The sequence below is a fragment of the Halomonas sp. SpR1 genome, assembly GCF_031010175.1.
Lineage (GTDB): Bacteria > Pseudomonadota > Gammaproteobacteria > Pseudomonadales > Halomonadaceae > Vreelandella.
The window spans coordinates 23,446-34,913 of sequence record NZ_JAUAMB010000026.1; the positions used below are offsets into that span (position 1 = coordinate 23,446).

An 11,468-nucleotide genomic window follows, 5' to 3' on the forward strand; every position below is an offset into this window, starting at 1 on the left:
GCCTCTCAAGCGCTGAAGTATCCAGCCCGCAACGCACCGCGTTTGCGCCTTTTTTATGCCTCTCGCAAATGACGCCATCAAGGAAGTTGCTCGTATGAAGTATTGGACGTTAAGTGATGATCCCCACGCCGAGCGCGAGGCGCATAAATATGGTAACCCTGCGCCGAGTCGGGAGTATCTGCTTGCCGCTCTAGAGAGCTATGGCAAGCCGATTAGCCACGAAAATATGAGTCGCATGCTGGGGCTGGAAGACGAAGAACTAATAGAAGCCGTTAGGCGCCGGTTGGCAGCCATGGAGCGTGACGGCCAAGTGCTACGCGATCGCCGTGGCGCCTATGCACTAATCGATAAGCTTGACCTGATTAAAGGCAAGGTGCTTGGGCACCGTGACGGCTTCGGTTTTCTGCTCCGCGATGATGGCAAAAAGCCAGACTTGGTATTGCCGCCACGCCAAATGCGCCGGGTGTTCCATGGCGACCACGTGCTGGCGCGTGTCAGCGGCCGTGATCGTCGCGGTCGTGATGAAGCCACTATTGCCGATGTTATTGCGCGCAACACCCAGACAATGGTCGGTGTTTATCGCAGTAATACCCCTGAGTTTGGCATTCTGATACCGGAAAATCCGCGTATTACCCAGGAAGTGATTATTCCCCATAGTGCCACCGGTGGCGCTAAAGATGGTCAGGTCATTTCGGCCAAAATCGTTCAGCAACCGGCGACTCGGATTCAGCCCGTGGGTGAAGTGATCGAAGTGCTGGGCGATCGTATGGATCCCGGTATGGAAATTGATATTGCGATTCGCAGTTACGATATCCCCGCTGAATTCCCTCCTGAAGTACTCGATCAAATTGCCGGTATTTCAGCAGAAGTGCTGGAAGAGGATAAACAGCATCGAGTCGACCTGCGTGATGTGCCGCTGGTCACTATTGACGATGAGTCTGCCAAAGACTTTGACGATGCGGTGTGTGCCTGGAAAACCAAATCCGGTAGTTGGAAGCTGCTCGTCGCCATTGCGGATGTTTCCCACTATGTGCGTCCCGGTACGCCGCTGGACGATGAAGGCCGTACCCGGGGTAACTCGGTCTACTTCCCTGGCCAAGTCGTTCCCATGTTGCCAGAGCTACTGTCCAACGGGCTCTGCTCGCTGAATCCTCACGTGGATCGCCTGGTGCTGGTATGTGAGATGAATATCTCGCAAACCGGGGCGATTAGCCGCTACCGCTTCTACGAAGCCGTCATGAACTCCCACGCTCGCCTGACCTATAACAAGGTGGCCGCGATTCTTGATGAAGAGAGCGAAGAGGGTGAGGCGCTGCGGGCAGAACACAGCGAGCTAGTGAAGCCGCTGAAGAACCTGGAAGAGCTTTACTATTTATTGCGCGAAGCGCGTGCTGAGCGTGGTGCGATTGATTTTGATACTACTGAAACGGCGATCATCTTTAACGATGAGCGTAAAATCGAAAAAATCGTTCCACGTAGCCGTAACAATGCACACAAGTTAATTGAAGAGTGCATGCTGGCGGCCAACGTGGCGACTGCGCGCTTCCTGGATAAGCACGATTTGCCGGCACTCTACCGGATTCATGAGCGGCCTACTCCAGAGCGTCTCGACAAGCTGCGCCTGTTCTTGAATGAGCTGGGGCTTTCCGTTGGCGGCGGCGATATGCCGACGCCGCAGGATTATCAAGCGCTGCGTGAGGCGATTGCCGACCGTCCTGATTTCGATATCATCCAGACGGTCATGCTGCGCTCGATGAATCAGGCGGTCTACTCGCCACAGAACGAAGGTCACTTTGGCCTGGCTTATCAGGCCTACGCCCACTTTACTTCGCCGATTCGCCGCTATCCTGATCTGTTGGTGCACCGCGCTATTCGCTCGGTGATCCGCGGCCCGCGCCAGACCAATACGGTTCTGCGCGTAGAAGGTGCACCGGTTGAGCCGCCTAGCAAGTGGTGTCCGTATACCTTCGAGCAGATGCTTGAGTTGGGCGAACACTGCTCAATGACCGAGCGCCGCGCCGATGAGGCTACCCGCGATGTAGAGAGTTGGCTGAAGTGTGAGTTTATGTCCGACAAGCTCGGCGAGACCTTCGAAGGTACCATCGCGTCGGTCACTCAGTTTGGCCTGTTTGTTCGTCTTGATGAATTCTTCGTGGAAGGCCTGGTACATGTGACATCGCTGCCTTCGGACTACTACCACTACGAAGCTGAAAAGCACCGCCTGAAAGGTGAGCGCACCGGCACGACCTACCGCTTAGGCGATGGCCTTACCGTTCAGGTGGCGCGTGTCGATATGGATGACCGTAAGATTGACTTCGGTCTGAATGATGAGAAGCCGCGCCCGCGCCGTCAGCCGCGTAAGAGTCGCGGTGGGGAAGAGGGCACCGGTGCTAAAAAAGATAGTGCCAAAGCTGCTGGGGACAAGAAATCCAATAGCGAGAAGCCCGCCACGCGTCGTGGCCCCCGGCGCACCCGTAATGGCCCGCGCAAACCATCACCGAATAAGGGTTGAGCATGAAGTCGGTGTCTTCTCGGCGGGGGCCTAAGACTCCCGATGGCCTGGATCAGGTATACGGCGTTCATGCTCTGCAAAGCCTGCTGGACAGAGGTGAGGCGCCGCGAGAGCTTTGGGTGCAGCAGGGGGCGGGGAGTCGCATAAAGGAGCTGATCGCTCACGCTCAAGCGCACGGCGCTAAAGTGAAAGAGCAGTCCCGCGACCTGCTTGATCAACTAACCCAGGGTGCGGCCCATCAGGGGGTGGTGGCGTTCTGTCCGCCGTTAACCCCGGAAGGTGAAGAGTCGCTTTGGCTTAAGCTGCGCGCATGGCCCTCGGCTACACCGCCGCTACTGCTGATTCTGGATGGTGTGACGGACGTGCACAACTTTGGCGCCTGCCTGCGCAGCGCTGATGCCGCCGGTGCCCACGGGGTGATTGTGGCAAAGGATAAGGCTGCACCGCTCAATGCAACGGTGCGCAAAGTCGCCTGCGGTGCCGCCGAAGTCGTGCCGGTTTATCAAGTGACCAACCTGGCGCGCACCCTGGCCAAGCTAAAAGATGCCGGTGTGTGGATAACCGGTACGGCCGGTGAGGCTGAGGTCAGCGTCTTTGACATCGACATGACCGGCCCTACTGCGCTGGTGATGGGGGCAGAAGGTAAGGGCATGCGGCGCTTAACCCGCGAAGCGTGCGATAACCTTGCCAAGCTGCCTATGGCGGGAGAGGTTTCTAGCCTTAATGTTTCGGTAGCCACCGGGATTTGCCTGTTTGAAGCTGTTCGTCAGCGTCAGCTTGCAAGTTAACCGCCGTACTACTAAGATACACGCGCCCGTTTGTCTGCAAGCGGGCGTTAGCTGTGAGAATTAGTAATTGAAACAGTCGTTGAAATAAAAGTTCTGTTTGATGCCCCGGTGGCCGCCTAGTGCGGTGGCGGAGCACTTCAGTTAACTCCTTGCTTCCTTGTCGTCGTTTATTGCACTTCGCAATGGCACACAACGGAAGCTGTCAAACCGCAAGGAGATCCCATGCGTCATTACGAAATCGTGTTTATGGTCCACCCGGATCAAAGCGAGCAGGTGCCGGCGATGGTTGAACGCTACACCAGCATCGTTACTGAAAACAGCGGCACTGTGCACCGTCTGGAAGATTGGGGCCGTCGTCATTTGGCTTACCCGATCAACAAGATCCACAAAGCCCACTACGTGCTGATGAACGTTGAATGTACCGGCGAGACTCTCGATGAGATCGAGAATATCTTCCGTTACAACGACGCCATTATCCGCAGCTTGGTTGTTCGCTGCAAAGAAGCTGTTACTGAAGCTTCCCCGATGATGAAGCCGGCAGAAGAAAAACGTCCGCGTCGCGAAGAGAAACCGCGCGCTGAAGAAGAAGAAACTGCCTGATTTTATTCACTGCACGTTTTAAGGAGCTAGTCCATGGCACGTTTTTTCCGTCGCCGTAAGTTTTGCCGCTTTACCGCTGAAGGCATCAAGCAGATCGATTACAAAGATCTGGACACGCTGAAGGCCTACGTTACTGAAACCGGCAAGATCGTTCCAAGCCGTATTACCGGCACCAAAGCACGCTATCAGCGTCAGTTGGCGACCGCTATTAAGCGCTCGCGCTATCTGGCACTGCTGCCCTACTCCGATAGCCACCAGTAAGCGTTTAACGTGATGCTGGCACTAGCCCGATGGCTAATGCGGGGCACGCCTTACGCTGCTGGCGGGGCGGCCTTAGCAACGCTAGTGCCCTGGCTGTTCTGGTTAGGCGCAGCCATCGCCGCGTTGATGACGCTACGCAAAGGTTTTGCACCTGCGCTGCCAGTCATCATAGCAGCAGCACTACCGGCCGGTTGGTGGTGGGCTCAGGGTGACGTGATTCCGTTGGCTAGCTTACTGCTAGTAACGCTGATGGCCGTCATTCTGCGCGAGAGAATGCGTTGGGGGGAGACCCTGATTGTGGGGACGTTGGTCGCCGCCGTCATGGTTCAACTTGGCATTTTCAGTCCGCCAGGTGGCACTGAGCTAATGCTTGAGCAGTTGCGAGAAGGTTCGGAAGAAGTGGATCGCATGCTCACGGAATTTACCAATCAGGGCTACGATACTCAAACCATTGCCTCGCTGGTAGTAGGTGGGGTGACCGGGTTTGTGGTGCTGTTGGCAGCTATCCTGTGTTTGGCACTTGCGCGGAGTTGGCAAGCTGGGTTGTACAACCCAGGAGGCTTCCGCGAAGAGTTCCACGCACTGCGCTTGACCCCTAAAGAGCTGGCCGTGCTGGTCGTTATTGGGGTGATAGGTATGCTGCTAGGTGCTCATGCTCTGGCGATGCTGGGTTGGATTCCGCTATTGGTCGCTGGCGTTGCGTTAGTGCATGGTTTTATTGGAATAAAGGGGATGAACGGGCTGTGGCTGGTAGTATTTTATGTACTACTGATCACGACCTGGCCCACGATTCTCATTGTGCTGCTGTTGGGGCTGATTGATACATTCGCGAACGTTCGCGCACGCCTTGCCCGCAGCAACTGACTAGAGGTTTACGAGATGGAAGTCATTCTGCTCGACAACATTGGTAAGCTGGGCGGCCTAGGTGACAAGGTCACTGTAAAGCCTGGTTATGGTCGTAACTACTTGGTGCCTTACGGCTTAGCCGTGCCGGCCACCAAAGATAACATCGAAGCGTTTGAAGCACAGCGTGCTGAGCTCGAAGCGCAAGCCGCTGAGCGCAAGGCAGAAGCAGAAGCCCGCGCTGAGCAGCTAAACGATATCGAGCTCTCTTTGGTTTCCAAAGCAGGCGACGAAGGCAAGCTGTTTGGTTCTATTGGTCCGCGTGACCTGGCCGACGCGATTTCCTCTGCTGGCATCGATATTGCCAAGAGCGAAGTACGTATGCCGAATGGCCCGATTCGCCAAACCGGCGAATACGACATTACCCTTCACTTGCACGCTGAAGTAGATGCTGTTGTACGTGTAGTGGTAGTTGCTGAATAGTTGAAAGTAGTAAAGAGAGTGACGCTGGTAGCTACGTAAAGCAGTTACTGGCTGCAGCTGATAAAGCTGCTTCAAAAGGCGCGGGGTTTCTCCCGCGCCTTTTGTTTTTCTGGGTGCTGCCTAAACTATCTGGCTTATTCCTGCTGGGTATTTTAAGACAACATCTTGATCATGTTGGTAGTCGCGCTACATGCGGCTAAGATAAGCATCTTCACCGGCTACACCGTTGTGTTTAAAGGAGCTCGCTATGCAGGACCAGCCTTCTGCTGATAAAGAAACGGCAGCGTTAAAGCTGCCGCCGCATTCGTTGGAGGCGGAGCAGTCGGTACTAGGCGGGCTCATGCTGGACAACCAAGCTTGGGATAACGTCTCAGAGCGGTTGGTCGCTGATGATTTCTACCGCTACGAACACCGTTTGGTGTTCAACGTGATGATCCATCTGGCTGAAGCCGGTCAGCCCATGGACGTGGTGACGCTTTCTGAAGCGTTGGAAGCACGTGATCAATTGGATACGGTCGGCGGGCTGGCATTTTTGGCTGAGCTTGCCCGTAATACGCCCTCTGCCAGTAATATTCGCGCCTACGCTGATATCGTGCGAGAGCGGGCAACGCTGCGTAAACTGATCCGTGCCGCCAATCAAATCGCCGACAGTGCCTTTACCCCCCAGGGGCGTCCGGCGGATGAATTGCTCAACGAAGCCGAGCGGTTAGTGTTCCAAATTGCCGAGGAGCGTCCCAAAACCGGCGGCCCTATCGGCATGAGTGATCTACTGACCAAGGCGGTTGATCGTATTGATGAGCTGTTCAACCTTAAAGGTGAGATGACCGGGCTCTCCACCGGCTTTCGTGATCTGGATGATATGACCACCGGGTTACAGCCATCAGACATGGTGGTTATCGCTGGACGGCCCTCAATGGGCAAAACCACCTTCGCGATGAACCTGGTTGAGCATGCGGTTATCTCCAGCGACAAGCCGGTCATGGTGTTCTCCATGGAGATGCCTGCAGAATCACTAATGCTGAGGATGCTGTCGTCGCTGGGTAGGATCGACCAAACCCGCGTACGTACCGGTCAACTGGAAGATGAGGATTGGCCTCGGTTAACCTCTGCGGTCAATCTGCTCAAAGACAAGCAGCTATTTATTGATGATACCGCGGCCTTATCGCCAAACGAAATGCGCTCAAGGTTGCGCCGTATAGTGCGTGAACATGGCAATATCGCGTTGGTGATGATCGATTACCTTCAGTTGATGCAGATCCCCGGTTTTAGTGAAAACCGTACCGGTGAGATTTCCGAGATTTCGCGCTCCTTAAAAGGGTTGGCGAAAGAGTTTAATTGCCCCGTGGTGGCGCTTTCCCAGTTGAACCGCTCTTTGGAGCAGCGTCCCAACAAGCGCCCGGTTATGTCGGATTTGAGGGAATCTGGAGCGATTGAGCAGGATGCGGACGTCATCGCCTTCGTTTATCGCGATGAAGTCTATAATCCAGATAACCCAGACAATCAGGGTATTGCTGAGTTAATTATCGGTAAACAGCGTAATGGACCTATCGGCACGGTACATATGGCGTTTATCGGCAAATATACCCGCTTTGAGGATTTGGCGCCGGATAGTTACGGTCAAGCCTTCGGCGACTAGGTTTACGATGATTGGTTTATGATGAGTGGTTTGTAATGAGCGGTTTGTACAGACAGCTTAGTGATGAGTCACTTGAGGATGGGGAGCGAGCTCGTATAATGCCCCACCCACGACAGGTAAAAACGGGAGCAACAAATGGCAGGTGGATTTCGGCGCGGTAATCGGCAGCGTCTTCCTAAGTTAGAAGGTCGCGGTGAGCTAGAGGCGATAGAGCGAGAAGGCCCCTTCAAAGAGTGGTTGGGTATGCCAGACCTTTATCGCTACCATTTGGTGGTGGCAGGTGAGAAGTATAGCTACCAGACCGAAGACGGTGAGCTGCCTGTGACGGTGGGAGACAATGTCGTGTTCCGCTATAAAGAGACCAAAGGCGGCAACTGGATTGACCGCAATTCGCTCGGCAAAGCCATCGACCCCTCTGAGTACCAATGAACGCAAGAGAGTTCTTGACCTTCCGGTCAGGAACTCTCTTGCACTGTTGCCCTCCTAGTTATTAAATGTCGTAACGACAATGTCATATCCAGGCAATAGAAATGTCATGGGGCCCAGTCATGCTGTGCCCCAATGTCATTTACAAGTAACAGGAGGGAACCATGGAACTGAAGGATCTTAAACAGTTTGTCGCCAGTCACGACAACTTTGAAATTCGCGTAATTACCCATTCGGGCAGCCGTTTTTATCAGATTGAACTTGAGGACGTTGAAGGCGAGCGCCATATGCTGATGCAGCGTGCCAAGCCGATGCTATTTCGCTCGCTGGACGATGCCTATATGGATCTTAAGCGCGCTGGAATACATCGCGCATACTTGGTTCAGCATGTGCCCCACGATGAAGTGATTGGCCGCGATGCCCACTACAGTGAGCCACTGACATCGCGTATGCCGCTCGTTTTTTGATACTACCCTCAACCCTGACGTTTAGCCTGACGCTTTTCCCACCACCGCCCAAGCCGAATTCGACGACGGGCAAAATATCGGTAACCGGCGTTCATTGCGCCGTATAGACCCGGTAAGCATGAAATCTTCACCAGCCGCCGATAGCCCAACACTGCATAGAGGGCACGGCTGGCATCCATCCCGATGTACCACTTTCCTTGGCTATCACGCAGGTGTAACTGGCCCATCATGGCATTAAATTCTTGCTCGTACTCATGGGCGTTAAAGTTACTGGCCTGAATATCGACCAGCGCTATATGTTCCCGATAACGATGCTTCTCCAGCCATGCGACTTCCTGCTGGCAGAAGGGGCAGTGGCCGTCGTGAAATAGCGTGACCGGGGGTGACGCGTTTAGCGGTGCGTAGCGGCTCATTATGACTCCTTCTTGGTGCTGTTCGTGTTGGTATAGATCGCATTGGCATCGCTTGGGGCAATGGCATAGCCTGCGGTATGACAGGCTTGCCCGTAGCCGGGGGAGATTTCCAGTTGAGCCAAGAAGCTTTCAGCCTGTTGGCGCATTGCTTCGCGCTTGTCATCAGACATCCGGCTAAGCGAGCCGTAGATCAGCTTCATACGCGGGTTTTTGTTCAATTGCTCGGCGTTGGTTTCCAGGAAGTGCCAGTAAAGGCTGTTGAAAGGGCAGGCCTTTGGCCCTGTGACCTGCTTAGGCGAATAGCGACAGTGCTGGCAGTGATCTGACATCTTGTCGATATATTTACCCGATGCACAGTAAGGTTTGGAGCCCATTAGGCCGCCATCCGCATGGAGTACCATGCCGAGTGTATTGGGTAACTCCACCCATTCGCTGGCATCCGCGTAAACCGCCAGGTACCAGTCGCACAGCGCCTCGGGTTTAACCCCGCACAGCAGGGCAAAATTACCTGTCACCATCAGCCGCTGAATATGGTGGGCGTAGCTGTTATCGATGGTCATCTGTATGGCGCGCTGCAGGCAGCGCATATCGGTATTAGCGTCCCAGTAAAACGCTGGCAAATCGTGCTCAAAACCTAGCTGATTGGTGCTTTTGTAGCTGGGCATCCGTGTCCAGTAGAGCCCGCGCACATACTCGCGCCAGCCAAGAATTTGGCGGATAAAACCTTCGGCAGCGTTGATCGGTACATCACCATCGTAGTAGCGCTGCTCGGCGGCTGCGCAGACTTCATGGGGCGATAGCAAACCGATATTCATCGCCGCTGAGAGCCGCGAGTGATACAGATAGGGCGCCGAATCGCTGATCGCATCCTGATAGCGGCCAAAGTCAGCCAACCCATGCTGCATAAAATGCTTGAGATCCACTAGTGCCTGCCGCCGTGTCACCGGAAGGTTAAAGTTCTCCAATGTGCCCATGTGGTCGCTAAAGTGGCGTTCGGCATCGCTAAGCGCTTCCTGAGTGAGGGCATCTTGGCGATGTTGAGGCAGGTCAGGAAACGCAAGTGCTGCCTTGATAGGCTGGCGATTATCGTGGTCAAAATTCCACTTGCCGCCAGCGGGTTCGTCGCCCTTCATCAAGAGTCCGGTACGCTTGCGCTGTTCCCGGTAAAAGTACTCGAGCCTTAGCTGCTTGCGGCCTTTGGCCCAGTTGACGAAATTCTCGGGAGTGGTAAAGAAGCGATCATCCTCGAGTAGTCGCCAGGGAATCGTAGCGTCTGTGCGCTGCTGCATCGCCTCCCACAGCCGCCATTCGCCAGGCCGGGCAACGCGTATCTCATCGCAGCCATACTGTTGGGCGATGCGCTCGGCTTCCTCAAGGAGTGAGTGGCAGTTATCCGCGTCATCTAGAGTGCTGTAGTGAACTTGAAAGCCTTTTTCTCGCAGCGCCTGAGCAAAGTGACGCATGGCGGCCAAAAAGAGGCCAATTTTATGTATATGATGCGGCACATAGCGGGCTTCTTCGGCAACTTCGCACAGAGCGACGACGGCATTGGCGGGCACGTTTTGCAGCGTTGAGAGTGAAAAAGAGAGCTGATCGCCAAGAACCAAAAGCAAAGGCTTGGACATGTGTTGCCTCAGGGTTATACAAATGATGCTGATAGTATAACTTTATGCCGCCACTTTGCCGAAAAGTGATAGGATTTAATTAATTGATATATGTACCGAGCACCATCGCTATTTTTTCAGGAGCATGAGTAATGACCGAGAATGTCGTCAAGGATCAGCCGGGCGAGGGCCGCTTAGCCCATGCGCCCAACGATCATCCGCCGGTAGCGCGTGCCAAAGTGGGCGTTGTGCTAGCGAACCTGGGCACCCCGGATGCCACTGACTACTGGTCAATGCGTCGTTACCTCAATGAATTTCTGTCTGATAAGCGTGTGGTCGACTATGCCGGTTGGAAATGGCAACCGCTGCTACAGCTGATTATTTTGACTAAGCGTCCGTTCTCGTCGGGTAAGGCCTACCGAGGCATCTGGAATAATGAAAAGAACGAAAGCCCGTTGCTGACAACGACACGTGCCCAGACTGAGAAGATGACCGCCCGGTTAAAGGCGCTTTATGGTGACGATGTTGAAGTCGACTTCTGCATGCGCTACGGCAACCCCTCGACGGAAAGCGTGCTGACCCGATTAAAAGAGAAGGGTTGTGAGCGTATCGTATTCTTTCCTCTTTACCCCCAGTACGGGTCCCCGACAACGGCAACGGCGAATGATCAGGCATTTCGCACTCTGATGAAAATGAAGTGGCAGCCTTATATCCGTACAGTGCCGGCTTATTTTGACCATCCTGACTACATTCAGGCCTTGGCCAATTCGGTTCAAGAAGCCTACGACGGTTTCTCGACCCGGCCGACCAAGCTGGTGGCCAGCTACCATGGCGTCCCCGAGCGCTACCTGATGGAGGGTGATCCCTATCACTGCCAGTGTCAGAAAACCACGCGCCTGCTGCGTGAGAAGCTTGGTTTTAGCAAAGAGGAGGTGGATACCGCTTTCCAGTCGCAGTTTGGCCCCGAAAAATGGGTCGGCCCGCAAACCGTTAAGCATGTGGCGGAACTCGCCGAGCAGGGGCATAAGCATATTGCGATTATGTCACCAGCCTTCTCCTCTGACTGTGTTGAAACCTTGGAGGAGATTGAAGAAGAGATCCGCGATAGCTTTATAGAAGCGGGTGGCGAAACGTTCAGCTATATACCTTGCCTGAATGATCGCGATGACCATATCGATGCTTTGCTCGCCGTCATCAATAATGAATTGGCAGGATGGCTATCGGCTCCCTAGTTTAACTATTTGCCGTAAACACTCGCTCGCAACAGCCGCAGGGCGCATTAAGATGCCTGCGGCTGTTTGCGTTTAAGGGTATGACTGGTCAGCCAAAACTGACTGTTATAAGGTGTACAACTTTAGAATCACTATTATTCAACACTGGCATGCCAGTGATAAGGCACGATGCCTGGGCTTTAGCCGCTGACTGATGGTGAGCC

At 54.2% G+C, this 11,468-nt stretch carries 12 protein-coding genes; 10 read left to right on the forward strand and 2 right to left on the reverse strand.

Annotation, left to right across the window (positions count from 1 at the left end; translation table 11 throughout):
* Positions 1–94: 94 nt before the first annotated feature.
* The 9 genes from rnr (at position 95) to QT231_RS16760 (ending at position 8,016) form a co-directional block, all read left to right on the forward strand.
* A complete protein-coding gene (gene rnr / locus QT231_RS16720; protein WP_308337974.1) occupies positions 95–2,512 on the forward strand; it encodes a ribonuclease R in 2,418 nt (805 codons plus the stop codon).
* A gap of 2 nt (positions 2,513–2,514) precedes the next feature.
* Positions 2,515–3,300, forward strand: coding sequence for a 23S rRNA (guanosine(2251)-2'-O)-methyltransferase RlmB (gene rlmB, locus QT231_RS16725; protein WP_308337975.1), 786 nt, complete (start codon positions 2,515–2,517; stop codon positions 3,298–3,300).
* A 222-nt stretch (positions 3,301–3,522) separates the two neighbouring features.
* Positions 3,523–3,900 (forward strand): 30S ribosomal protein S6, encoded by a 378-nt coding sequence (rpsF, locus tag QT231_RS16730; protein ID WP_133730183.1) that lies wholly within the window; start codon positions 3,523–3,525, stop codon positions 3,898–3,900.
* A 33-nt stretch (positions 3,901–3,933) separates the two neighbouring features.
* Complete coding sequence (gene rpsR / locus QT231_RS16735) at positions 3,934–4,161, forward strand: 30S ribosomal protein S18 (protein WP_007113337.1); 228 nt, start codon at positions 3,934–3,936, stop codon at positions 4,159–4,161.
* A 12-nt stretch (positions 4,162–4,173) separates the two neighbouring features.
* Positions 4,174–5,025 (forward strand): hypothetical protein, encoded by an 852-nt coding sequence (locus QT231_RS16740; RefSeq protein ID WP_308337976.1) that lies wholly within the window; start codon positions 4,174–4,176, stop codon positions 5,023–5,025.
* A 15-nt stretch (positions 5,026–5,040) separates the two neighbouring features.
* On the forward strand, positions 5,041–5,487 hold the full coding sequence (gene rplI, locus QT231_RS16745; RefSeq protein WP_022522724.1) for a 50S ribosomal protein L9: 447 nt from the start codon (positions 5,041–5,043) through the stop codon (positions 5,485–5,487).
* 247 nt (positions 5,488–5,734) lie between these two features.
* Positions 5,735–7,123: a replicative DNA helicase gene (dnaB, locus tag QT231_RS16750; protein WP_308337977.1), complete on the forward strand. Its 1,389-nt coding sequence runs from the start codon at positions 5,735–5,737 to the stop codon at positions 7,121–7,123.
* A gap of 135 nt (positions 7,124–7,258) precedes the next feature.
* Positions 7,259–7,552 (forward strand): hypothetical protein, encoded by a 294-nt coding sequence (locus QT231_RS16755; protein WP_064234698.1) that lies wholly within the window; start codon positions 7,259–7,261, stop codon positions 7,550–7,552.
* Positions 7,553–7,713: 161 nt separating this feature from the next.
* Complete coding sequence (locus tag QT231_RS16760) at positions 7,714–8,016, forward strand: DUF6482 family protein (protein WP_308337978.1); 303 nt, start codon at positions 7,714–7,716, stop codon at positions 8,014–8,016.
* A gap of 8 nt (positions 8,017–8,024) precedes the next feature.
* Here QT231_RS16760 and QT231_RS16765 read toward each other — a convergent pair whose 3' ends face one another.
* Together QT231_RS16765 and QT231_RS16770 are read right to left on the reverse strand one after the other, a co-directional pair.
* Positions 8,025–8,429 carry a DUF393 domain-containing protein gene (locus tag QT231_RS16765; RefSeq protein WP_308337979.1) on the reverse strand — a complete coding sequence of 135 codons (405 nt, stop codon included), beginning with the start codon at positions 8,427–8,429 and terminating at the stop codon, positions 8,025–8,027.
* A complete protein-coding gene (locus QT231_RS16770) occupies positions 8,429–10,054 on the reverse strand; it encodes a cryptochrome/photolyase family protein (RefSeq protein WP_308337980.1) in 1,626 nt (541 codons plus the stop codon). Before QT231_RS16770 ends, QT231_RS16765 begins: the two co-directional genes overlap by 1 nt.
* A 131-nt stretch (positions 10,055–10,185) precedes the next feature.
* On the opposite strand from QT231_RS16770, the gene hemH reads away from it, so the two are divergent.
* Positions 10,186–11,265: a ferrochelatase gene (hemH, locus tag QT231_RS16775; RefSeq protein WP_308337981.1), complete on the forward strand. Its 1,080-nt coding sequence runs from the start codon at positions 10,186–10,188 to the stop codon at positions 11,263–11,265.
* Positions 11,266–11,468: the final 203 nt, after the last annotated feature.

Coding starts and splice junctions, on each gene's coding strand:
- rpsF (WP_133730183.1), top strand. CDS start 3,523: ATGCGTCATTACGAAATCGTGTTTATGGTCCACCCGGATCAAAGCGAG.
- rnr (WP_308337974.1), top strand. CDS start 95: ATGAAGTATTGGACGTTAAGTGATGATCCCCACGCCGAGCGCGAGGCG.
- rlmB (WP_308337975.1), top strand. CDS start 2,515: ATGAAGTCGGTGTCTTCTCGGCGGGGGCCTAAGACTCCCGATGGCCTG.
- QT231_RS16760 (WP_308337978.1), top strand. CDS start 7,714: ATGGAACTGAAGGATCTTAAACAGTTTGTCGCCAGTCACGACAACTTT.
- hemH (WP_308337981.1), top strand. CDS start 10,186: ATGACCGAGAATGTCGTCAAGGATCAGCCGGGCGAGGGCCGCTTAGCC.
- dnaB (WP_308337977.1), top strand. CDS start 5,735: ATGCAGGACCAGCCTTCTGCTGATAAAGAAACGGCAGCGTTAAAGCTG.
- QT231_RS16770 (WP_308337980.1), bottom strand. CDS start 10,054: ATGTCCAAGCCTTTGCTTTTGGTTCTTGGCGATCAGCTCTCTTTTTCA.
- QT231_RS16765 (WP_308337979.1), bottom strand. CDS start 8,429: ATGAGCCGCTACGCACCGCTAAACGCGTCACCCCCGGTCACGCTATTT.
- QT231_RS16740 (WP_308337976.1), top strand. CDS start 4,174: ATGCTGGCACTAGCCCGATGGCTAATGCGGGGCACGCCTTACGCTGCT.
- rpsR (WP_007113337.1), top strand. CDS start 3,934: ATGGCACGTTTTTTCCGTCGCCGTAAGTTTTGCCGCTTTACCGCTGAA.
- QT231_RS16755 (WP_064234698.1), top strand. CDS start 7,259: ATGGCAGGTGGATTTCGGCGCGGTAATCGGCAGCGTCTTCCTAAGTTA.
- rplI (WP_022522724.1), top strand. CDS start 5,041: ATGGAAGTCATTCTGCTCGACAACATTGGTAAGCTGGGCGGCCTAGGT.